Genomic DNA, 24,472 nt, shown 5'->3' with positions numbered 1-24,472 from the left:
GAATATGAAAAAGTTGATTATAGCAGCAGGACTACTTATGACAACGTCCGCCTATGCACAAACCGAAGTACTGACGGGGGTTACCCGAGGAAAAGACTATGGAGTGGTTTACAGTCTTCCCAAAACCCAAATAGAACTTGAAATAAAAGCCAACAAAGTCAACTATACTCCCGGAGAATTCAGCAAATATGCTGATCGTTACCTGCGACTGACCAACGTCTCCGCCGACCCTGAAGAGTATTGGGAACTAGCTAGCGTAAAAGTGAAATCCGTAGGTGTGCCCAACAGCGAAACTACGTATTTCGTAAAATTGAAGGATAAGACAGTAGCACCGCTTATGGAACTGACAGAGGATGGCATTGTGAAAACGATCAATGTTCCTTACAGCAATAGCAGTGCAGGCAAAAAAGCTGCTCCCGCCCCCGCAGTCCTCCAAAAGAAAGCGAATCCTCGCGAATTCCTGACCGAAGAGATTCTGATGGCTAGCTCTACCGCCAAGATGGCCGAGCTGGTGGCTAAAGAGATCTATAATATCCGCGAAAGCAAAAATGCCTTATTGCGCGGACAAGCTGATAATATGCCTTCAGATGGGGCACAGCTTAAGATTATGCTCGACAATCTGAATGCACAGGAAGAAGCCATGACACAAATGTTCTCCGGCACCTGCAACAAAGAAGAAAGAACATTCACTGTCCGCCTTACCCCTGACAAGGAATTCAACAATGAAGTTGCTTTCCGCTTCTCGAAGAAGTTAGGTGTAGTTGCCAACAATGATTTGGCAGGAACTCCGTTTTATATCAGTCTGAAAGACCTGAAATCGGTCAAGATGCCACAGGAAGACGGTAAGAAGAAGAAAGATTTGGATGGAATCGCCTACAACGTCCCCGGACAAGCTATGGTTACACTGACCGACGGTAAAAAGAAACTTTACGAAGGTGAGCTTCCTATTACCCAATTCGGTGTGATAGAATATCTGGCTCCGGTTTTGTTCAACAAGAATTCTACCATCAAAGTTTATTTTGATCCGAATACGGGAGGATTGCTCAAAGTGGACAGAGAAGAAGGGAAATAGAAAAACAAGGAAGTGAACTTCTAAAAAACAAAGAATATGGTTGGTGAAGGACATGCATTCGACATGATACGCCGAATAAAAGAGGGACGGGAAGCTTCCCGCCTACGTCGTGAACGTGCTAACGATAAGTTGAAGCATCTAAACCGTGCAAACGAACCTTATCCACTACCTAACACCACTCCTGAAGAAATGGAACGTATCATCCACGACTCGGAGAAAAAGAAAGAGAAAGACAGCAATTATTTTGTTTGGGGAACGCTTATTATCATGGGAGTCCTGATAGCAATTGCCGTCATACTTTGGGCTGTATTTATCAAATAAATAATAATAAGTTCCTATTTATACGACTGGTATCACCAGTTTTATAAATCCATCTTTCTGCATTTGAGAAAGATAAGCCGATACACGCAACTCGTAGCCCTCTTCATTTTGAAAGTGGTCTGCGAGTTTTTCTATAATCTCACGAACATTGCGTTTTCCATCTATCAGTTCCCATACAGCTGTACCGTGTTCTTCCAATTTCACATGAAGTTCTTTCGACATTCCTTTTGGCACAAGGAAGCGTTGCATCCACGGATATTTAAAACGGGGAAAGGAGAGCACAATTGTCTCCCCTTCCCTTTCTGCTGTAATATGTTCACTGCGACAGGGAATGACCTCTAACAGGTTGATTTTCTCTTTGGCAGCCATACTTCTTATTTTTTATTTCAGAGTATTCATACTGATACTCTTCTGTTTACACCTTGATACAAAATTCCTTTGTTACTTTAGGTATTGAATTTCCTAGTTACTTTTGGATATTCGCCTCTTCCAAACCGTATCCCTTCTTCTTGTTCTCTGCCTTCAACATCAAAGCCACAATCAGAGCAAGCACACCAAAGAGAGCAAAAATAGCCATCGGCAACGTGTAATCATAAGTCTGTGCACCGTCTACTACCGGACCTTTGCAATAAGTATTCAACACCCATCCGATCAACAAAGGAACACCCATCAATCCCCAGTTCTGTACCCAGAAAATCAATGCATATGCGGTACCCAACTGTTTTTCCGGAATAATCTTCGGAACAGACGGCCACATAGCTGAAGGCACCAACGAGAAGGCAAATCCCAATATAATCATGATGATAGTAGCAAACCACCATATATTCAGTATAGGCAGAGCAAACATCGTATGCACAAAAATAAGCATCACTGATCCGATTATCATCAATGTGGCTCCCTTACCAATACGGTCATAAAGCGAGCCGAACAACGGAGTCAGGATAATCGCACCAATCGGCAACAATCCGGGAATCGTTCCCGCCAACTTCGGATCTACATTATACTTCTGCACCATCAAGTCGGCAGCATACTTGATAAAGGGGAATACAGCCGAGTAGAACAATACACATAGTAATGCAATCAACCAGAATCCCTTATTCGTAATGATATACACAATATCTTTCATACGGAACGGCTCTTCCGGTTCCAATCCCTCTGCATCCAAAGAAGCATCCAACTTCTTATCATAGAAAGTATAAAGGAAGAAAGCAATCGTACCCACGCACAACATAATCAGACAAAACAAAATCGGAGCAGGAATATTGGTATGGAATGTGCCACTCTCATCCGTAGATCCGAAAAAGTCGGCCAAAGGAACCGTGAGCACCATTGCCAGAGTTGTTCCGATACGTGCCGTAGCCATTTCAAGTCCCATAGCCAATGCCATTTCCTTACCCTTGAACCATTTCACGATAATTTTGGAAACTGTGATACCGGCAATTTCCACACCTACACCGAAGATAGCATACCCCAATGCAGCCAGGGTTACCTGTGTTTTGAATCCGAAGAGCATGGCACCTTCCGGAAAAGTAGTAGAAATCGCATAGTATTTCAATCCACAACCAAACACCATCAATAAGCAAGCCCCCATTCCGGTGAAACGAACTCCCATCTTATCCAAAATGATACCACCGAAGATCAGCATCAATAGGAATACATTAAACCACCCGTAAGCGCTTGTGAAGAAACCATAATCAAGACTGTCCCATAGTAGTTCTTTCTCAAGCATGGGTTTTAGAGGAGACATTACGTCAGTGAGGAAATAGCCGCATAGCATAGTAAATGCGACCAATGCTAGAACACTCCATCGGAGTACGGCGGAGTCATTCAATTTCTGTTTCAAATGTTCTGTCATTGTTATATTAAAAAATAGTAGTTAATAATCTTCATACGACCAACAAAGGTAGTTAAATCTCGTTTGTTTCTATCAAAAAGAGATTGTTTTTACAAGAAAAAGTTAAGTGCGGATTACACTGACCACGCGGAAGATTGAAAATCCGTGTAATCTGCGTAATCCGCACTTAAATATCAAAGAAATGCAGCATCCGTCTGCACCTTCCCATTAATGGTTTTACCCCAAAGTCTTACCTGACAACGGAGTGAATTACTCTGCTGCAGGAGCAGGAGTTTCAGTAGCCGGTGCCGGAGTTTCTGTAGCAGGTGCATTGGTAGCAGGAGCTTCAGTTTGCGGCGCAGCCGTACCTGCGGGTAAGTTATACGGGTTAGTCTGTTGTTCTTTCTGTGCCTGTTCCAACACTGCGTCTTTAGCAACAGCAGAGCGAGGAACTACATAAGCAGTAGCAATGCTCATTACCACCATGAAGATAGCTAAGCCCCATGTTGCTTTTTCCAGAAAATCTGTAGTCTTGCGCACGCCCATGATGGCGTTAGATGAAGAGAAACCAGAAGCAAGTCCGCCTCCTTTTGAGTTCTGAATCAGCACGATGAAACACATCAACAAGGCTGCAATAACCATTAAGATAACGAATAATAAGTACATTTTTAGTTATTTTGAATTAGCGTTAATAATCAATTTCTCCAAAAATCTGATTTGGTCTGCAAAGTAAGCATTTTTTTTTGGATATTTCAAGCTTAATTTTTTAATTATTTCAAGAGCTTTTGAATATCGTTGCTGTTTAACATAGATTTTTGCCAAAGTTTCCGTAAAACAGCTGTCATCTTCCTCTTCTTCCTTCATCGTTTCTTCTTCGGTAAGTTCGTCCGAAGAGGTTGGCGAAGATGGCATTTCTTCTCTTAAAGGTTTCTTGCAGAGGGGAGAGTCGCTCTCGCTCTTTTCTATAAAGTCGTCAATCAGTTCGTAGCCTTTGAGTTTGGGTGTTTCTTCGGCCGGCTGTTCCGTGGCCGGAGTCTCCTCCAAAAGATAAGAGGTGTAATCCATCGAATAGTCGAAGCTGGTCCGGGCAGTCACCTCTTCGGGTACTGTGGACAAGAAAGCGTCGATCAATGCTAATGTGCGGTCTACGGACGGTTCGTCTTTCAGCACCTCCGTGAGAGGTACTCCCTTTTTCCGTGCTTGCACATCATAGCGGTCACCTTCAATCAACCGGAACAACTGCCGTCTGTCTGCAATGTAAAGAACTGCTTTCCGCAGTTCTCCACCAAAACTAATATCATGGAGAATATACAGATTCTTCAGATACAGCAGACGAAGTGACTGAAAATACGGATACCTCGCAAGAAGATTGCGCAGTTCGTACAAAGTATCCCTATTCAGCGTCTCGGGATGCTGAATCCATTGTTGAAAGTTAACAGAAGTCATTTATATTACCAGTTTGCTACAGTTGCATTAAAAATTTGGTCGGTGATCTCTTTAGACATTTCAGCAATCAATCCGTCCTGTACAGCAGTCAACAACTGGGTAGAGTCGTAGGTACGGAACGCAGAAAACTGTTGTTCAAAGTCTTCGGCATGATTGGTGTTGTTGACAAAACGTACATTGACGGTGATAGTCAACTTCGTCTCCGAAGAATAACCGTCGGCAGATACTGCCTGATTGTACTGATTGTACCCTGTGATTTCTCCGTCAATCTGCAAGTCCGCATTCTGATTCGGCTTGAGCAGTTGCAGACGGGTCTGCCGGATGAAGATATCTTTCAGGTCCTCATTGAATTTGGTTGCCAACGGAGCATATACATACTCCGACTTGATCGGGAAGTCGGCTATCGAAATGGTCTTTACCTTATCATAATTGATAGACGATCCGTTAAACTTATAGGAAACAGTGCACGCAATGACTACCAACGGCAAGCCGAACAGTAACAAAGGGCGTATTATTTTCTTAATCCAATTCATATTCTTTTATTTTTCTATAAAGTGTACGCTCGGAAATATTCAAGTCCTTGGCCGCACTCTTCCGCTTTCCATGATGCCTCTCAAGTGCTTTGCGTATCATTTCTTTCTCCACTTCGTCCAGTGACAAAGGGGATTCTTCTACATATTCTTCCGTGTCTTGTATGTCATCATCATCCTTGCAAACCGTAGGCTGCATGGTGTGAATGATAGCAGGTACCGAAGGTTGATGCGCCGTCACTACCGGAGTAGTAACCACCGTTCCCATTTGTCCTACCTGCCCCACCTGTCCGGCACGTTCCGCCATCAGGTTGTGCACCATCTTCTTCAGCTCCGCCACTTCCTGGCGCATATCGAACAGAACAGAATAAAGAATCTCCCGTTCGCTCTCAAAGCCTTTACTCTCACGCGTTCCCATCAACGCGGGAAGACGTTGCGTATTTTGTGCAGGAAGATAATTCTGCAAGATAGCAGCAGAGATCTCCCTATTGGTTTCAATGATAGATATTTGCTCGGTGATGTTCTTCAACTGACGCACGTTTCCGGGCCACGGGTAAGCCAACAACTCTTTCTTCGCATCCTCCGTCAACTGAATAGCGGGCATCCGGTATTTCTCTGCAAAGTCTGCGGAAAACTTACGAAACAACAAAAGTACATCGTCACCACGTTCACGCAAAGGCGGTATCTGGATAGGCACCGTATTCAACCGGTAATATAAATCTTCACGGAAACGTCCTTCTGCAATCGCTTGTGTAAGATTGACGTTGGTAGCTGCCACCACACGCACATCCGTTTTTTGTACTTTGGACGAACCTACTTTCATAAACTCGCCACTCTCCAGTACACGGAGCAAACGTGCCTGGGTAGACATCGGCAACTCCCCTACTTCATCAAGAAAAATAGTACCACCGTCAGCTTCGCCAAAGTACCCTTTCCGTTCGCCAATCGCACCGGTAAACGCACCTTTCTCATGTCCGAACAGTTCGGAATCAATCGTACCTTCCGGAATAGCGCCACAGTTGACAGCAATATACTGTCCGTGCTTCCTCCGGCTATATTGATGAATAATCTGCGGAAAACTTTCTTTTCCGACTCCACTTTCTCCGGTAATCAGCACAGACAAATCGGTAGGAGCTACCTGAATGGCAACATCTATGGCGCGCGACAATGCTTCAGTATTTCCAATAATACCGAAACGCTGTTTCACTTGTTGTATCTCTGCTTTCGTCATCACTCGTTTTTAATCTTCGTCTACTGTATCCAGCTTCAGTTTATCACTATCGTCACGTTTCTCGTAATACTGTTTACGCAACGGATTGGCACGAGCCACTTTTTCCCGCTGACGATTACGGAACACGTCGATGGCAACATAGATTGCCTGACGGAAAGAATCTTCACAAGCCACTCCCTTGCCTGCAATATCGTATGCCGTTCCATGAGCCGGAGAAGTACGTACTACCGGCAGTCCTGCCGTATAGTTCACCCCGTCTTCCATAGCCAAGGCCTTGAACGGAGCCAGCCCTTGATCGTGATACATCGCCAGGATACCGTCAAAATGAGTATAATTGCCCGAACCCATAAAGCCGTCGGCCGCATAAGGACCGTAGCAAAGGATTCCTTTCTCTTCCATTTCTTTCATGGCAGGGATAATCACTTCCTGCTCTTCCATTCCCAACAAACCACCGTCTCCGGCATGAGGATTGAGAGAGAGCACTGCAATACGCGGAGCGCCGATACCGAAATCCTGTTTCAGACAACGATGGAATATCATCAGTTTCTCCTGAATCAATTCTTTGGTAATCGTAGTCGCAATCTCTCTAACAGGGATATGTGTCGTCACCAAAGCCACCCGGAAGTCATTCTTCATCAAAATCATCAATGACTTATCACCATTGCCCAGACGTTCTTCGATATATTCCGTATGTCCGGGGAAGGAGAACTCTTCCGACTGAATCGTATGTTTGTTGATCGGAGCTGTTACGATAACGTCTATCAACCCTTCGCGATATTCTTCGATGGCACGTTCCAAAGCCCCCAGCGCAGCTTTACCGGCTTCGGGGTCGGGTTTGGAAAATTCCACTTTCACCTCATCATCCGTACAGTTCACCACGCTCAAACGGTTGTACCCCGCTTCGGTAGCAGAGTTGACAATGCTGAAATTGGCCTGTATATCCAGTGCTTTGCGATGATAAGCCGCTACTTTCGGTGAGCCATAAATGATCGGAGTACATAGTTCCAACATCGTAGGGTCGGAAAATGTCTTAAGAATCACCTCATAGCCCACCCCGTTAATATCTCCTTGGGTGATACCTATCCTTATCTTGTTATCTTCCATGTTTTTATTTATTAGTTTGTTCCGCTTCCTTAGATGCTTCTCCCAATGGAATCTGCTTCTGCTGAACTTCATTCGGAAGTTTCAGTGTATACAGAGATGCTTCCATCTGGCGTACTAGGTTGCGTTTCATTTTATCAGGTGAATAAACAAATATTTCTGCAGTAATAATTCGTTGGTTCTTCTCGTCCAGACGAGTATGAGATACATACGGACCACCCATAAAGTCGCCCTTCATACGCCACAGACCACGTGCTTCCATTGTGTAGCTGTTCTGTACATTGATCGGACGGACATCGGTCAGTAAACTATCGGTCGACATATAAACTCCTTCCTTGAATCCGGGGATATTGGCTTTCATCACAGAGTCACGTTTGTGCACAAAATATTCTTTGGTAAACGTATCCTTGTCAGTGTACGGATAAGAGTACATCACAAAGTTACGGTCGGCAGTACCTGTGTTGGTAGAAGCCCAGAAGAAATCATCCCCGGTCTTTGAATTAGCCAGTTCGGCATCCACCCAGATGTCGCATCCGAACAAACTGTCCACTTTCTGCGAAATGAAGTTACTGTGTTTCCCTTCCAGGAACGTAATCTGACGGTTCATTTCCGCACGGGTAAAGAAGTCGACAATCGTCTTTTTGTTCTCTTCCACAAACTTCTCGAACTCTTCTTCGTTCGGAGCCTGGATAGTCAATATCATCTGCGGATTGGCATACACGTCCTTCGCATATTTGAACGAGGCTTTCGTATATATATCCTGTATATCTACAATAATAATGTTACGTATCAACTTCAGCGTAGAATCATAATCTTTCGGCGAAGTATACATAATCCGGAAAGAAGGTTCCGACTGCGGCAAACCGGGCATATCAGCATCGAGCGCATCATGTAAAGCCCTTCCGGCAGCACGATCCCAAACACCGTGATCTACTACAACCAAAAGCTCGTAAGCACGACCACTAGAGGTGTGATTTCCTTTCAGACCACAAGATGCAACGACAAAGGCTACCAAAGCGATGCATAAAATAAAAGAGTACTTTTTCATGATGTTCGGTTTTATATATTAACTTTCATTATTTTTCTCCTGTTTCGCTGTCGACAGCATACCGCAAGCGGCAAAAATATCTTCGCCCCTAGATGAACGGATAGTGGTGAAAAGTCCGTGTGATGTCAGATAATCACGAAAACGGGTCATCGTATCCATGTCCGCCCCCTCGAGGTCTACCCCCGGTATGGCATGAAAACGAATCAGATTCACCCTGCAATCCAGCCCGCGAAGAAGTTTCAGCAACTCTTTGGCATAAACCTGCGAATCATTGAGCCCTTTAAAAACAATATATTCAAACGAAAGTCGACGTTGTTTACTAAAATCATAGTTTTTTAACAGTTCCACCATTTCGGTGATTGAAAACGCCTTTTCCGCCGGCATTAATTCAGCACGCTGAACGGTCAGCGGAGAGTGAAGGCTGATGGCAAGGTGGCAGTCATTTTCTTCGATAAAACGCTGCAATCCTTTCCGTAGCCCGACAGTAGAAAGCGTGATACGCTTCGGACTCCATGCGTAACCGTAGGTAGCGGTCAGTAGTTCCAATGCTTTCAATACCTCATCCAGGTTATCGAGCGGCTCGCCCATTCCCATCATTACGACATTAGTCAGTTTGTCCCGTTCCGGTAGCGAATGAATCTGGTTTATGATCTGGCTGGCGGTCAGGTTAGCCGTATACCCCTGTTTGCCGGTCATACAGAACTTACAGTTCATCTTGCAACCTACTTGTGACGACACGCACAACGTTGCCCGGTCATCATCCGGTATATAAACCGACTCTACAAAATGGTTCTCACCCACTTTATAAAGATACTTCACCGTACCATCTACAGAGCGCATTTCATCTACCGGAGCTTCCGCTCCCACCTCATAGTTCTGCTTGAGCAACTCCCGGTGTTTCAATGACAAATTAGTCATATCATCAATCGAGGCTACCTTCTTTTCGTAAAGCCAGGATGCAATCTGCTTGGCAGCAAAGCCGGGCATACCCAGTCTTTTTGTCAATGATTGAAGCTCTACAAGAGTCATTCCTAAAAGGGGATATTTAGACATTCTTCTTTCTGTTGATAGTTTATATCTGCAAATGTAAGGAAATAAAGTCGATTTCCGTATAGCAGGAATGTAAAAGTTAACAAAAAAGGGAAGTATGCCTCCGTTATGATTCAACCACGCTGATATATTGAAGTAGCTTTTGCGCCATTTCAGAATCCTCGCCATTCTTTTTCACTTCATAACCGTACGCCTCACGGAAACAAGCCAGCGCCTCTTCCCGTTCATTACAAAAGCTGTGCAAAACCCCTAGGTTCTGACAAGCCAGAATCGTATCTTCTTCCTCCCATCCCAGATATTTCTTTCGCAGTTCAAGCTCTCTGAAGAAAGCCTCTTTCGCCATTGGATAATTCTCCAACTTCACATAAGCCTGTGCTTTGTAATAATATACCAGACAGGAAGCATTAGGGTCAGTATCATCGTGAAAATCCAAAGACGTTGCAATACGAATCACGTTATCATAGTCTTTATTCATGTAATACTGCTGCATAATATCACATCTCAATGCCTCGTAGCGGACAGTCAATTCCGCCAGACGCGGTTTTTCGCTGAAATACATTTCATGCAGAAGAGACTCACGGAAGAATAAAGTAGACGCCTGCTCATCGCCACGTTCATTCATCATCCGTTTGAATTCCCTGCACAGATAATACAACTGTTTATGACAAGCGACGATCTGTTTTTTGCTATCTATCTGTATAGCAATGTCCAACGCCTGATTCATCAGCATCCATGCTTCATCGTATCGTTTGATATAATAAAGACATTTACCCTGCATACGCAAACATTTAGCCACTCCACTGGACAGTCTGCCATTCAACGACTCGTGCATTTCAGCTACTTTCCGGAATTTCTCGGCAGCCCTCTCTTCCTCATCCTTATAGTAATCACAATAAGCCAGATATTCGGAAAGTTCAATGACTTCTGCCTGACTCTTCTCATCAGCAGAAGCCGCATGATAATCAAGCGCCCTATTCAAATAGGTCACTGCTTCATTGTATTGCTCATTGTAGTAATATGCCAGAGCTAGATTTCGGCAGGTGTTGGCAATCTCCAGTTCCGGAGTCGGTACAATGTTTTCCTGCATCACCAATGCTTTCAAGAAACAGTCGCATGCCGTTTCGTATTCTTCATTACGGGCATAGCGGCATCCCTCATTCATCTTCAATACCGACTTGGCAATGAGTGGCATGGCAGCACCTTCCATACTCTTCTCACTCACAGCAGCTGCCGCCTTCGTCAGATGGAAAGAACTGCTCAAGAAAGTAGCCATATCATTAGCAATGACAGGAATTAAAAAAGAATCGATCTCATCAAAGTCCAATTCGGCATAGACTTCAGGCGTAACTTCAGGATTGTCGTTCATGATCGCCTTCCAGCTATCTTCCAACAGAGAACGATTCGTGCGATACAGAATCTCGAAAATCTCCACATCACAAATCCAATCCTTCAATATATCCCACTCTTGCATCTTATAGCATTGATAGGTAATCTCCACTTTATAGCGATACGAATCATGGTAGCAGAACTGTTTCATGCGATAGTTATAATCGGCAAAAGTCAACGGATGGGAAAGAATCTCTTCCTCATCCAGCAAAGCGGAAATAATTTCATGGCGACTATCATCTATACATTCGTCATCTTGAGCGAAATAGCGTTCGATTGCCTCTACCATTTGTGTGTCACCAATGCAATATCGTCCTCCTTTGTTGGTGAGCCAGCTGCTCATTTCCACTCTCAACTGCGACCAAAGTATCTGATTAATGTCTGCCATGCTCTTCACTTCATCTTCGGTAAATCCTTCTAAAGTAAGTGAAAGCATCAGAAGCGTTCTTCCAATCTCTTCGGAACCATAATCAGCCGACAAACGCCGTAGCACACTGTCATAGAATTGCCCAACCTCATTGAGCCGGCAATATCCACGCATATATTCATTGAGAGCATCGTACTGACCGAACGAAACCAGCTCGTTGAGCAATACACTTAAACAGCGCGGTTGTTTAGCCAGCACCCACGAAGCAAGAATATCTTCCTGCTGTGCAGACAAAGCCTTGGAGTAAGTAGACAAATATTGCTTTGAGAACGACTTGGCATCCGCCTGTGAAAAGCCATTCAACTGGAAATGAGCGTAGCCATTCTGAACAAAGGGCAGGTAAGCAGTGGATGACGCCGAAAAGCTCAACACGACTTTCACATTCGGGGGAATAGATGCAAATAAAGAAAACAGGGATGCTTCAGTCGGATTCAGATAACTGATGTCATCAATCAACAGAATGATAGGATATCTTGATGCACCCAGCGCGCTCCACAACTGGCTGAACTTTTGGATAGAATTCAAATCCTCTTCAATCTCCTTGAGGTTTCGAAGTGTGTTCCCTGAAAAAGTGTTCAAGCCAGCATCTCCCATCAAAACCGAGTTTTTCACGGCGTCCATGATGGATTTGGCAGTACTTTGGGCCGAGTCCAGTTCTTTTGAAACTTCCGCCGCGAACAAATTTTCTTCACCCAAAGATTGATGCTTGAGTGCGTTCTGGCATTTGGAAGCTAACATTCTCGCCAACGTTTCCGGATAAGAAGACAATGTAGTACTATCCAAGCGATGATAGATAGGAATCATCGGCATATCATTGTTCACCAAATCGCTCCAATGGGCCAACAAAGCGCTCTTGCCAAGACCGCAACCGCCCGTTATCACCAGACACCGTTGTTCATCCGCCGCCAAAAAATCGGCAAACGCCTGATCTGCTTCAGGTATTGGGTGATAATTGAATAAGAGTTCATTGCGCGTCAGCTGTTCTTGCAATGCTTGATTATCTTCAACGGTCAGTACATCCGGAAACTCCCGTTCAAGCAATTCCGTGAAAGCAGCTTCCACAAGGTTACACAACTGATCGGGCGAATCATACTCTTGCACAGGATAACGATCCTGTTGCAAAATACTCTCTTTCAGACGTTTCAATTTAAGAGACTCCTCTTCAGGGCAAGACAGTTCATCATCTGCCGACTGTTTTATATAAAAATAGGCATGTAACGGATTGGGATTGCGCAGTACACCAAACTGCATTTCAATTTCCGTCACACTCAAATGGTGATTCAAGTCATCTTCTATCCAACGATATTCCAAGCTGTCATTGAGAGTTTGAGATAAATCTTCATAACTGGGACACCATCCATAGCGGTCGCCTACCATACCAATGAAGAAAGGCCGGGAGTTAACGATCTCTTTCAGGCATATTTCAACAACCTTGCCGCTTTTCGCATCTTCTTCTGTGATCCCCCAACGCAAATCAACCAATGAAATGGTGGCACCACGGCTGGCAGCCTTCACTTGCAAACCCTTAAAGAGTTTGACTAATGCAGAACGTTCCATCTCCATGTCTCTGAACGTTGACGAAAGGAATACACGGATAACACGTGAATTTTCAGCGGGAACTGAATACTGGGCTAGTTGTTTAGTCATAATATAGATTCGTATTAGTTAATGAAGTATTTCGCAAAGCCAATTGATAAAGATTGGCAAGATATGGAAATTTAATCAGATAACAAAGGCCATAAACAAAAAAAACGAGCACAAAAAAGGCACGGATTACACAGGGTTCGCGGTTCCCTCAAAAGTTTAAACCGCGTAAATCCGTGTAATCCGTGCCTAATATCTATTACTTGCTACTTGTTTAGAAGAACAAGAAGCGTGTATCTTTTACGTTTGCTTTCAGATACAAATCATTCATCAGACGGCTGGCAAAACGTGCGTGCATGTTAGTCAGCGTAGCTTCTTCTGCTTTTGCGTCGAATGTTTCGTTCAGTTTGTCCTTGCCGTATACCTGCAATACAAATACTCCGGCATTACCTTTGATAGGAGCGCTCAACTGATTTACTTCAGCTGCAGAAGCATAAGCACCTACCAGCGGTTCGCTGCTGCGCAATGCTGATACGTATGCAGGAGCTGCAAAAGTAACCATCTTCAAAGAGTCGCTGACTGCATTAGTCATCTCTTTGTACTGGTTGAATGAAGTTGCATTGGCAGCTTTCATGTCAGCCATAATCTTTTCAGCTTTCTTATCTTTTACGATTTCAGCTCTCAACTGATCCTGTACTGCTTTCAACGGACGATATCCTTCCGGCTTAATGCCTACCAGACCTACTACCATCATGTGATCGCTTTCGCCACATTCGTACAAGCCGGAAACATCACCCGGTTTTGCTTTATCAAACGCCCATCTCAACGCTTCTTTTGTACCTCTTACACCACCGATATTGTGTTCAGAGCTACTCAAATCCATTCTGTCGAGCAATCTGTAACCGGCTTCTTCAGCGTTAGCTACCATCTTTTCTACACTCGGATTAGCTGCGATAAACTGGCTGAAATCATTATAAGCGCGGTTGTAAGTTTCTTTGCTGAACTCTACTTCACGTTTGATAACAGCTACTTTATATTTGTCTTTTACAGATTTCTTGTTCGTTACCTGAAGAATTACGTTTGCTTGTCCCATCGGCAAGTTCACCAGTTCGTTTACACCTGTATTGTTGATAGCAGAGATGAATTTCAGGTTATCACCGTCTATCTGTGCACCTTCGTACTGTGCAGAAGTTAGCCAGTTTGCATCACCAGTCTGACCATATTTCTTTGCCAGATCAGCAAAGTTAGCACCACCTTTGATCGCGTTGTAGATACTGTCAGCCAATGTCTTTGTCTTCACAGCATCTTCTGCGTATACCTGAATCTGACGGAATTCAACAGAGTCGGCAGCAGCAGCTTTAGCTACAATTTTGAAAGAGTTGATTGTATTGTCGGCACCGTTATAGTAAGGACCATAAATAGTACCTACCGAAGCAGAGTCCAAACGGGCAACTACATCTGACGGGAAAGCTGTTTTGTTATAGAACAAGTCTACATAAGGAGCTTCCGAGCCAGTCGAGCGGATGAAAGAAGTATAATCTTCCGTAGTAGTAGCCAACTGTTCAGTAGCTTCGTCCACTTCTTTCTGGATAGCAGCTCTGTCTTCAGCACTTGCAGTCACTTGTACATCAATGTACTTGATGTCACGAGTTTCCTGATATTGCTTGAATTGTTCTTTTTTCTTGTTATACAAGTCTTTCAGTTCCGATTCTTTCACTACGATTGTAGAGTCCACTACAGAAGAGTAAGGAATACCAGCCATCAACACGTTGTACTGGTTCACTCTTGCATCGAAAGCGTCCTGTGCTTCCACCGGATTGGAAAGAAGAGCTTTAGATACCAATGCCTGATACTTTTCTGCCAGACGGCTCTCGATCAGTGTTTTCTGAATGAAAGACCAGTATTTATACATGTTATTGTATTGTTCAGCATACTGTGCCGGCATTTGTGATTCGCTCATCTTGGCATATTCCACGAGGAACTTGTTCAACATATCCTTGTCAAAGTTTCCTGTTTGCGGATTCTGGAAAGGAGTTTGTCTCAACAAAGGATGAACGCCTGCTTTCAGGATGTCCTGGATTTCAGCAGCAGAAACAGTCAGTCCCAATGCTTTTGCTTCTTTTTCGATCAGTTTATTGTTTACGTAGGAACGCCATACTTCATCGCGCACCTGATTGGTTTGTTCGTCATTCAAGGCGGTCACCCCACGCATGAGTTTCACCACTTCGGTATATTCTTCTACCAAATTCTGATACTCTTGAGCGGAAAGAGCGTCTCCGTTCACCTCACCTACGTCATGTGCCTGATGCGGCTGCATCACCTTCCATGCGTCACCCGCAATGAAAGCAAACAGCGCCAAGCCGATAACAATCACCAATAGAGGTCCTTTCGACCTAATGTTTTGTAACGTTGCCATTTTGATTAATACGATTTATGTTTATTATTATTTCTTTCTTTTGTCGTTTTAGCGCACGAAGATACAAAAAATGCTAATATGCATCTATTTATTGGCTAAAAATTTCTTGATTATCGTCATTATTCCAAGACTTTTAATCGCACGAGTTCTATTTTTGTCGCTGTGACCTTAATTATCTTGAATTGATAACGTCCTACCCGGACCACTTCATGCAACTTCGGGAAACTCTGATATTGGTTCAGGATCAACCCTCCTACTGTCAGATAATCATCCGACTCGGGCAAGTCGAGTCCGTACGTCTCATTGACTTTTTCTATCTCCAGGCGGGCGGACAACACATACTCGCGTTCGTCGATCTGCTTGCTGATATAGGAAGTGTTATCGTGTTCGTCTTCTATATCTCCAAAGATTTCTTCAACGAGGTCTTCCAGAGACACGATGCCGGACGTACCGCCAAATTCATCCACCACTACGGCAATCGTTTTCTTTTGCTGCATGAAGAGTTTCATCAGTTTATGGGCGGACATGGTTTCGGGCACAATCGGCACTTGTTTCACATTCTCATGCCAGTTTTTCGGGGCACGGAACATTTCCGACGAATGGATATAGCCGACTACGTTATCGATATTCCCGTCATACACGATTATCTTGGAGATTCCGGATTCTATGAAGCGGCTTTTCAGCTCGTCCAGCGAGGTAGTCAGATCAACAGCCACCACTTCGGTACGGGGAACGATGCAGTCGCGGATTTTTATGTTCGAGAAGTCGAGGGCGTTCTGGAAGATTTTCACTTCCGTGTCCAGCTCTTCTTCATTTTCGGCATTATCAATGCTGCTTTGTACGAAATAGTCCAGGTCGACTTTTCCAAAAGCTCTGTCGGACGCATCCTTATTAACCTTCATTCCAAAGAGGCGAAGGAAGATACAAGACAAGCCGGAGGCTAATTTGGAGATGGGATAGAGAACCACATAACAAACAATAAGCGGAATGGCAAAAACATTCAAGACCAGATTGGGATTGATTTTGAAGATTGTTTTCGGCAAAAACTCTCCGGTCACCAGGATAATCAGGGTAGAAATAACGGTCTGCGCCAACACCATCAGGAAATGATTGTCAATGAATCCCGCCAGCAGATTGTCGCCGATAATCTGTGCCATCAGGATACCATAGATAACCAGTGCGATATTATTCCCCACCAACATGGTAGAGATAAATTCATTCGGGTTCTTGAAGAAGATAGAAAGGATGCGGGACGTAATTCCCCCCTTGCGTTCCATCTCAAAACGCAGTTTGTCTACCGACACAAAGGCAATCTCCACTCCTGAAAAGAAAGCGGAAAAGACCATGGTGATAATTAGAGAGATATAAATATTCATAAGTTTTGATTTACGATCAGACGATTTATGAGGTACGGTACAATGATATGACTTCGCCTATTTCGCAGTATCTTTATTCACTGAATCCGGCAGTGCTTTTGTTTCCGGTTGGGGCGGACCGCTACTCGCTTCCTCGTCCACATAGAAAATACCTTCAATATTACGAATGGTATATATAGTCATTTGCTGGTTCGAGTCGAAGCCGTGTCCTGTGATAATTCTGTCCGGTTGCTGAATACGTATAAACTTGTCGGAATACACTTTTTGAGTGGCCTCATTCCAGTAGAGCAGTTCGGTATTAAAACGCTCTCCTTTGCGGTTCTGTATATCCACATTCCCTATCAACTTCCAAAGCCTTTCTTTGTCATAATAATAGGCAGTATCTGCTTTAATACTGGCTTCTACATTAAAGATAGAGTCGAACTGCTCCATATACACACCTTTTTCAAACGCCCAATACGAAGGCTTTTTACGGTCGTACATCATCCACTCTTCCGTGTTCACTCTATAACGTGTCACTCCGGAATCGGAAATAAGGGTAGTAACTCCCAATGTGGTCATCACCGGAAGAGAATCACGTTCTGTGATAGCCTCTCCCATAGCTTTCTGTTTTCCGCCACAGGAAGATAATAAAAGAAGCATAACAACCACCCCGAAGGTGATTGTTATGCTCATGCTTTTATGCAACAAACGGTTTCTTCGTTTTCGCAACATACGGTTATCTAATCGTTGTAGTCTCTCCTATCCAACCGCCGATAGTGATGCGGTCGCCTTGCTTGTAACCTAACATAAACAGGTCTTTAGCTTGTGGAGTATGACCAGAATATCTACCGATCAAGCTGTTAGCTTCTTCAGCTACGCTCGGATCTACTTGTTTTGCACGTTGCAGTTTGTCGATTACTGCAAAGTAAGTACACTTGTTCAAAGCTGACTCGTCGCTCCAGTTAGGACTCATTGCATACAGATTGGCAATCAGGATATATGGAGCACCATAGTTTTCGTTGAACCCGATAGCTTTCTGGCAATATGCTCTTGCTTGAGACAGTTTTTTAGCAGAAGCCAATACAGCTCCGGCAGCGTATGCTTTTTCAGCTTTCTTCACGTTGTCAGTTTCCAATCCAATGGCTTCGTCGAAGAATTTGACAGCACCGTCGATGTCACCTTTCTTAAATGCTTGGTAAGCACATCCGGTAGCGGCATCTGCACTAGGTTCTATTTTGTACACATAGAAAGCAGCCTGTTGATAAGCTTCGCTTTCAGTACATCTCATCATTTTCATGATGTCGATTACTTTCTTCAAGTAAGCCAGATCTGTTTGGTTAGCTTCTACTTTCGGTCCATAGATGTTTTGCAGTGATTCGCAATCAGCCGTTCCGCTGTTTACAAACAAAGCAACCAGATTATCTTTGATACCTTGCAAGTTTTTCTTCTTTGCTTCGTTCGTTTCAGCAGCAATAGCAGCATCAGCATATTCAGAAGCAGCCAGATAATCCTGAATGAATTGTTCCTTATGGTTAGGATCTGTTTTCAGTTTATCCAAAGACATTTGCAAGAAATAGAAGATAGTAGCGGCAGCAGATTCAGCTTTTACTGCATTTACCGACTGGCTCAACCATTGATAAGCCTGATTAACATCAATTTTCGGAGCGAAAGCGATGTAATCTACTGCTTTGATACCCAGAGCTTCATCAGCAGAAGACACTTTTGTACCTTTAGCCAAGAACTCATCTGTGTATTTGATACGCAAATCATGCGTATTCATCAATTCATCAAAATATTTCTGATATTCCGGATTATTCCTATCCTTGATTTGTCCCATCAGGCCTTTCAGAATTTTATATCCGTCAGTAAAAGTATAGAAACGAAGCGTCGGGCAGTTTTCCAACACAGCTTTCCAAGGAGTATACGCATCTTTAAAGTTACCTGCACGCACAGCTTCATGCGAGATACTACTGTTCGAGTTACAGTTAGTCGCATCCTGTGCTACCACAGTGGTTGCCCCTGCCGAAAGGAACAACATAGCCACAAGCGTTTTAATTTTCATTGTATCTAAATTTTAGTTGTTATTATTATAGTCGTCTATTCTTTCTCTTCTTACATTCATTTCAATTACTCTACTCTGCGTTTGAAGAACCAACGTTCGTTGAACGTCAATCCGATGCTAACGCGGAAGATATTTTCGTTTACAAAGGTCGATTCCTGTCCACTTACACGAACAAACTGCCCGCTGATACTAAGGATGGAACGGGAACGAGGCACAGGCAGACCGAAACCGGCTGTTACGCCATATTCGCGGGCTGCGTCTTTACCGCCAATCTTATAATACGGAGTCGTATAATAAGCTCCCAAACGATATTTGATGTGGGATAAATAGGAACGTCCAATCAAATTGGGAATATATTCCGCACCCACTGATATTTTATGACGGTCGCAATACGTGTATGTTTCATCAAAATCTTCACGTACAGCATCATCCGATGTATTTACGCCAAACTTTGTTTTTGACCATTGCTGCAAACTATAATCCAGACCGACAGTCAAACGTTTGTCATAGTTATATGTAAAGCCGACGCCAAAAGTATTAGGCACTTCAAGCGTAGCATCCCAATCCTGACTGACAGTTGAGCTAGCTTGCGTCGTTACTGTATAATCATTATTCAGTTTATGCTTCGGAGAATATACTGCTCCGATAGTCGCTGAATGTTTTTTGTTAAATTCTTGCGTATATTGCAATCCAAAATCCAGTTTATAATCCGACACTGACACAGCATTCTGCCTAATGTAAGAATAAGCAGAAGCGGTATTCGGATAAAGCTGCGTCAACGAGCGGGTTATATCTCCCCAAAAATAAGAAGCATTCACACCAACAGACAGGTTTTTCAAGACTTTTACACCCGCACCAACATACAGTTGATGTAAACCTCCCTCACCAGTAAGGCTTTTCGTGCTATACGGTGAAGTTTCTGTAGCCTCATTGCTTTCCGATACAGAATATCCCACATTAGAGAACGGCAACAGACCGATACTCATCGCTACCCTCGGATGCAAACGAAATTGCATAGCCAGATAGTCAAAGCTAGAGTTTTTAGCGTTCAGTTTCACACCACCGCCACTAATATTCATATTTTGCAGACTAACGCCTCCTTCAAAAATAAACGTCAACGAGTCAATGGCTGTATACGAAGCAGGATTCAGCGGATTGATCTGTGCTCCATCCCGAAGTCCAAAAGCAATTCCCCCCATCGCCTTGCTATTCCCGAAACTCTGATCGGACAAGTCGCCATAGCCATATCGTGTATAAGGAGAGTTTGTATTATTTTGAGCGATTGCCATTCCGGTAACCATCGTGAGCAAAAGCGCACAAAGTGTGTGTTTAAATCCTACCATTATTATAGTTTAAAATTCTATTTAATCCTTTCAACACTAAAAATCTATCTGCAAAGATGATACTTTTTACGCTGCTATCAAAAGAAAAATCATCTCCGCCCGTTAAAAAAACCAAAAGTTCAGGATATTTATGCTTCATAGACTCAATATAACCTGAAATTTCGTATTCCATCCCTTTCATCACTCCGGCACGTATAGCCGTTTCGGTGTCCCGTCCCATCGGGAGTTTGCGCCCGTTGGTGTCTACCAGAGGCAAACGTCCTGTAAACTGATGCAGTGCCTTGAAACGCATCTGCATACCGGGAGAAATATTACCGCCATGATACTGGCCTTTTGAGTCGATAAACTCGTAAGTAATGCAAGTTCCCGCATCAATCACCAATATATCCCGATGAGGAAACTGCTCATTAGCACCCACTACGGCAGCCATACGATCATATCCCAATGTTTCGGGAGTTTCGTACAGGTTGACAACCGGAAGCGGAGTCTGATGATTGAGCCAGAGCAAAGGAAACGGCAAAGCGGCCAAATCAGCTAATACCTTTTCGTTTAGATCAATGACAGTAGCCACGATCCCCTGTTCAACCGGATATTGAGAACAAAGAGCTTTCAAGCAACCTAGAGACTGATTGGATTCAGCTACTACATCCACGATTTCTCCGCCGTCGAAGAAAGCAATCTTTGCCTTTGTATTTCCTATGTCGATTATTAAATTCAAATCTTTTGGTTCTTTAGCGGGCGCAAAGGTAAAGTAAAAAAAGAAAAGTTGAAGCATAGAAGAGGAATTATCTTCTTTTTTCATTTTAGAAATCCCCCCAAACAAAAAATCGAACTATCTATTTTTAAATAGATCAATTATCTTTTATTGTTTATTATGTATTCCACTTTGCGTTCGGCAGTCCTTTTTCATTACATCATAAACTACTAATAAGCAATAGATTACAAGAGAAAAACAGCGTTCCACAAAGCGTTTCACTATTTTGTAATCAATTTTCCGTTCCAGCAGAAACATTATTTCATCCAAACAGAGGCTCCGTTTTATCTCATCTAAAGGCAAATTTCCTGAATCATCTTCATTTTTTCATTCACAAAACACAGAAAAAGTGTGTTGAGCGAACTATATTATATAGATTATTATATTTTAGTATTTATATATGTTCGGTTGGTGGTTCGCCTACTTTTTTCCGAGCGTTGCAAACGCATGACAGACAAGCAGTTGAGCCACCTTCATGGGGTGTTCGTTTGGCTGTTCGATTTTTTAGCCCCAAAATAGAGGCTCTATTTGAGGGAAACAGAGCCTCTGTTTAAGCCATATAGAGCCTCTGTTTGTATGAAATAGAGACTCTATTCCGATAAAACAGAACCACCGTTTTCCCGAATCCAACAATTCTTCCTATATTTGCCACCAAAATAAAACGATCCTGCTAATGAAACGGTTTTTCTTATATACAATCCTCTCCTTCTTCCTGCTGCTTCCGTCCGCCGGACAAGCACCTGCCAACAGCAACGACTCCATCCGCTTGAGTTTGTTGACTTGCGCTCCCGGAGAAGAAATATATTCCCTGTTCGGACACACTGCCATCCGCTATGAAAACCCGTCACAAGGGATTGACGTTGTGTTCAATTACGGATTATTCAGTTTCAACACTCCTAACTTCATCTTCCGTTTCTCGCTCGGAGAAACCGATTACCAACTGGGAGTGACGGATTATGAGCATTTTGCGGCTGAATACGCATTCTACGGACGCAGCGTGTGGCAGCAAACACTAAACCTGACTGATGAAGAGAAAACAAAACTAATCCAGTTATTACAAGAAAATTACCGCCCGGAAAACCGGGTGTACCGTTATAATTTCTTTTACGACAATTGCGCCACCCGTCCCCGGGACAAGATAGAAGAAAGCATTGCAGGAAAGGTGGTTTATCCGACGGAACCGCAGGATGGTTCGCGCACTTTCCGCGACATCGTACATCAATATTGCAAAGGACATCCGTGGGCGCGTTTCGGCATCGACCTCTGTATCGGAAGCGAAGCCGACCAACCCATCACACAACGGCAAATGATGTTTGCCCCCTTCTATCTGATGGATGCTTTCGACGGCGCACAGATTTTCACAGATACCTATTCCCGTCCGCTTGTCAAGACCAACGAACTGATAATCGACGTCACTCCCGAAGCGGATGAAAGCGGCTGGATGCCCACTCCGCTCCAATGCTCGTTACTCTTATTTATACTGACAGCCGCCGCCACGATCTATGGCATCCGCCGGAGAACCGGATTATGGGGGATCGACCTTGTTCTTTTTGGCATGGCAGGTATCGTGGGATGCGTCCTCGCCTTCCTCGCCCTCTTCTCCCAACACCCGGCAGTCAGCTCCAATTTCCTGTTATTGGTTTTCCATCCGGGACAACTTCTTTTCCTTCCCTACATCGTATATTGTGTCCGAAAAGGGAAGAAATGCTGGTACTTGACCTTGAATCTGGTCGTTTTAACACTTTTTATAGTGCTTTTTCCTGTAATTCCGCAAAGATTTGACTTTGCTGTTGTACCTTTGGCACTCGTTTTGCTGATACGTTCAGCAAGCAATCTGATTGTGACATCTAAAAAGAAATAATGAAAGGACTACTAACTTCCCTCATCACCGTACTGACTTTCACCGGGCTACAAGCCCAGTCACTGCCTTCCGCCCCTAAATTAGTGGTAGGGCTGACTATCGACCAACTGCGTACGGACTATCTGGAAGCATTTTCGTCACTCTACGGCGAGAAAGGCTTCAAACGTCTTTGGAAAGAGGGAAGAGTGTTCCATAACGCCGAATATACCTTCTGCAACGTAGACCGCGCTTCTGCCATCGCAGCCATTTACAGCGGCACGACGCCTTCCATGAACGGAATCATCTCCCAACGATGGATGGACGCCTCTACCCTTCGCCCTGTCAACAGCACAGACGACACAGCATTCATGGGATATTACACCGACCAAACGGCCGCACCCACCAAATTACTGACTTCCACCATTGCCGACGAGCTTAAAATAGCTACCCAAGGCAAAGGACTCGTATATGCCATCGCCCCCGATTGCGATGCCGCGCTTTTCGCAGCCGGACATGCCGGAAACGGTGCTTTCTGGCTCAATCCCAACACCGGAAAATGGAGCGGAACGACCTATTATGGAGAATTTCCGTGGTGGGCAAGCCAATACAATGACCGGCAGGCGATTGATTTCCGTATTGCGGGTATGACATGGGAACCGGTATTCCCCCGTGGCATGTACACTTTTCTGCCAGATTGGCGGGATATACTTTTCAAATATAAATTTGATGACGACCGTAACAATAAGTACAGACGCTTCATCGCCAGCCCTTTTGTGAATGATGAAGTAAATGCACTTGCCGAAGAGGCATTGAACAAAAGCTCCATCGGCATGGATGACATTACTGACTTATTGGCACTCACTTATTATGCAGGAAACTACGCACATAAATCCGTACAGGAATGTGCCATGGAAATACAAGACACCTACGTGCGTCTCGACCGCAGTATCGAAAACCTGCTCGAAGCGCTCGACAAGAAAGTAGGACTACAAAACGTGCTTATTTTCGTCACTTCCACCGGATATACGGACAGCGAAGCGGCTGACTCGGGATTGTACAAGATTCCCGGCGGAGAGTTTTATCTCAACCGTTGTGCCGCCCTATTGAATATGTACCTGATGGCTACGTATGGCGAAGGAAAGTATGTGGAAGCTCACCACAACCAGCAGATTTATCTGAATCATAAATTGCTGGAAAAGAAGGAACTGAATCTGGCAGAGATCCAACAAAAGTCAGCAGAATTCCTGATGCAGTTCAGCGGAGTGAACGAAGCATATTCAGCCAACCGGCTGTTGCTGGGTTCATGGACGCCGGAAATTCATAAAATACGCAACGGCTACCACCGCAAACGTTCGGGCGACCTCGTAATCGACGTCCTTCCCGGATGGACTATCGTCAACGAGAACGGCGGCGAAAACAAAGTGGTACGTCATTCTTATATCCCTTCACCGCTGATTTTCATGGGACATTCCGTAAAACCGGCCATTATCCAGACACCTGTAACCATTGAACATATTGCGCCCACACTGGCACATTTCATGCGCATCCGGGCTCCCAATGCCTGTACTTCTGCTCCTATTACCGACCTACGGTAAAAATTTACTCACAAAAACAGGGAGCAAAACATAAATAAATCAGCATTTTAATGTAACTTTGCGGAGATTATTCG

20 protein-coding genes are annotated in these 24,472 nt (G+C 44.0%); 4 read left to right on the top strand and 16 right to left on the bottom strand.

Going from position 1 to position 24,472, the window contains the following annotated elements:
* Positions 1-4 precede the first annotated feature (4 nt).
* Positions 5-1,072 carry a DUF4831 family protein gene (locus HMPREF0106_RS14675; protein WP_009039717.1) on the top strand — a complete coding sequence of 356 codons (1,068 nt, stop codon included), beginning with the start codon at positions 5-7 and terminating at the stop codon, positions 1,070-1,072.
* Between the two features lie 36 nt (positions 1,073-1,108).
* Positions 1,109-1,393 (top strand): hypothetical protein, encoded by a 285-nt coding sequence (locus tag HMPREF0106_RS14680; protein ID WP_004301893.1) that lies wholly within the window; start codon positions 1,109-1,111, stop codon positions 1,391-1,393.
* 18 nt (positions 1,394-1,411) lie between these two features.
* Here HMPREF0106_RS14680 and HMPREF0106_RS14685 read toward each other — a convergent pair whose 3' ends face one another.
* The 16 genes from HMPREF0106_RS14685 to HMPREF0106_RS14760 form a co-directional block, all read right to left on the bottom strand.
* Positions 1,412-1,762 carry a PqqD family protein gene (locus HMPREF0106_RS14685; protein ID WP_008645320.1) on the bottom strand — a complete coding sequence of 117 codons (351 nt, stop codon included), beginning with the start codon at positions 1,760-1,762 and terminating at the stop codon, positions 1,412-1,414.
* Positions 1,763-1,859: 97 nt separating this feature from the next.
* Positions 1,860-3,248 (bottom strand): MFS transporter, encoded by a 1,389-nt coding sequence (locus HMPREF0106_RS14690; protein ID WP_004309797.1) that lies wholly within the window; start codon positions 3,246-3,248, stop codon positions 1,860-1,862.
* Between the two features lie 249 nt (positions 3,249-3,497).
* A complete protein-coding gene (secG, locus tag HMPREF0106_RS14695) occupies positions 3,498-3,893 on the bottom strand; it encodes a preprotein translocase subunit SecG (protein WP_004301890.1) in 396 nt (131 codons plus the stop codon).
* Positions 3,894-3,899: 6 nt separating this feature from the next.
* On the bottom strand, positions 3,900-4,673 hold the full coding sequence (locus HMPREF0106_RS14700; RefSeq protein WP_008775527.1) for a hypothetical protein: 774 nt from the start codon (positions 4,671-4,673) through the stop codon (positions 3,900-3,902).
* A 5-nt stretch (positions 4,674-4,678) separates the two neighbouring features.
* The gene (gene lptE, locus HMPREF0106_RS14705) at positions 4,679-5,206 is read right to left on the bottom strand and encodes an LptE family protein (RefSeq protein ID WP_009039716.1); all 528 of its coding nucleotides are present in this window, start codon (positions 5,204-5,206) and stop codon (positions 4,679-4,681) included.
* The gene (locus HMPREF0106_RS14710) at positions 5,193-6,434 is read right to left on the bottom strand and encodes a sigma-54 interaction domain-containing protein (protein ID WP_004309800.1); all 1,242 of its coding nucleotides are present in this window, start codon (positions 6,432-6,434) and stop codon (positions 5,193-5,195) included. The genes lptE and HMPREF0106_RS14710 overlap by 14 nt, the downstream gene beginning before the upstream one ends.
* Positions 6,435-6,443: 9 nt before the next feature.
* Entirely contained in the window at positions 6,444-7,538 is a 1,095-nt protein-coding gene (gene pdxA, locus HMPREF0106_RS14715) for a 4-hydroxythreonine-4-phosphate dehydrogenase PdxA (protein WP_004315824.1), read from the bottom strand.
* Positions 7,539-7,542: 4 nt separating this feature from the next.
* Positions 7,543-8,583, bottom strand: coding sequence for a DUF4837 family protein (locus tag HMPREF0106_RS14720; RefSeq protein WP_004309802.1), 1,041 nt, complete (start codon positions 8,581-8,583; stop codon positions 7,543-7,545).
* An 18-nt stretch (positions 8,584-8,601) separates the two neighbouring features.
* The gene (gene rlmN / locus HMPREF0106_RS14725) at positions 8,602-9,636 is read right to left on the bottom strand and encodes a 23S rRNA (adenine(2503)-C(2))-methyltransferase RlmN (RefSeq protein ID WP_004309803.1); all 1,035 of its coding nucleotides are present in this window, start codon (positions 9,634-9,636) and stop codon (positions 8,602-8,604) included.
* Between the two features lie 103 nt (positions 9,637-9,739).
* Positions 9,740-13,093 (bottom strand): DUF4062 domain-containing protein, encoded by a 3,354-nt coding sequence (locus HMPREF0106_RS14730; protein WP_009039715.1) that lies wholly within the window; start codon positions 13,091-13,093, stop codon positions 9,740-9,742.
* Positions 13,094-13,304: 211 nt separating this feature from the next.
* Positions 13,305-15,446, bottom strand: a complete 2,142-nt coding sequence (locus HMPREF0106_RS14735) for a peptidylprolyl isomerase (protein WP_004320851.1) — start codon at positions 15,444-15,446, stop codon at positions 13,305-13,307.
* Positions 15,447-15,565: 119 nt separating this feature from the next.
* Positions 15,566-16,822, bottom strand: coding sequence for a hemolysin family protein (locus HMPREF0106_RS14740; protein WP_004314044.1), 1,257 nt, complete (start codon positions 16,820-16,822; stop codon positions 15,566-15,568).
* Positions 16,823-16,879: 57 nt separating this feature from the next.
* Entirely contained in the window at positions 16,880-17,497 is a 618-nt protein-coding gene (gene lptC, locus HMPREF0106_RS14745; protein ID WP_008645327.1) for an LPS export ABC transporter periplasmic protein LptC, read from the bottom strand.
* Positions 17,498-17,540: 43 nt separating this feature from the next.
* A complete protein-coding gene (locus HMPREF0106_RS14750) occupies positions 17,541-18,866 on the bottom strand; it encodes a tetratricopeptide repeat protein (protein ID WP_009039714.1) in 1,326 nt (441 codons plus the stop codon).
* Positions 18,867-18,931: 65 nt separating this feature from the next.
* On the bottom strand, positions 18,932-20,209 hold the full coding sequence (locus tag HMPREF0106_RS14755; RefSeq protein ID WP_009039713.1) for an OmpP1/FadL family transporter: 1,278 nt from the start codon (positions 20,207-20,209) through the stop codon (positions 18,932-18,934).
* Positions 20,196-20,984, bottom strand: coding sequence for a type III pantothenate kinase (locus HMPREF0106_RS14760; RefSeq protein ID WP_008645330.1), 789 nt, complete (start codon positions 20,982-20,984; stop codon positions 20,196-20,198). Before HMPREF0106_RS14760 ends, HMPREF0106_RS14755 begins: the two co-directional genes overlap by 14 nt.
* A 652-nt stretch (positions 20,985-21,636) precedes the next feature.
* Between HMPREF0106_RS14760 and HMPREF0106_RS14765 the strand changes: the two genes are divergently transcribed.
* Positions 21,637-22,824 carry a DUF4105 domain-containing protein gene (locus tag HMPREF0106_RS14765; RefSeq protein WP_009039711.1) on the top strand — a complete coding sequence of 396 codons (1,188 nt, stop codon included), beginning with the start codon at positions 21,637-21,639 and terminating at the stop codon, positions 22,822-22,824.
* Positions 22,824-24,398, top strand: coding sequence for an alkaline phosphatase family protein (locus HMPREF0106_RS14770; protein ID WP_009039710.1), 1,575 nt, complete (start codon positions 22,824-22,826; stop codon positions 24,396-24,398). The genes HMPREF0106_RS14765 and HMPREF0106_RS14770 overlap by 1 nt, the downstream gene beginning before the upstream one ends.
* Positions 24,399-24,472: the final 74 nt, after the last annotated feature.

The organism is Bacteroides sp. D22 (genome assembly GCF_000163675.1).
Taxonomy (GTDB): Bacteria; Bacteroidota; Bacteroidia; order Bacteroidales; family Bacteroidaceae; genus Bacteroides; species Bacteroides xylanisolvens.
This window is presented reverse-complemented; position numbering and strand designations above follow the sequence as displayed.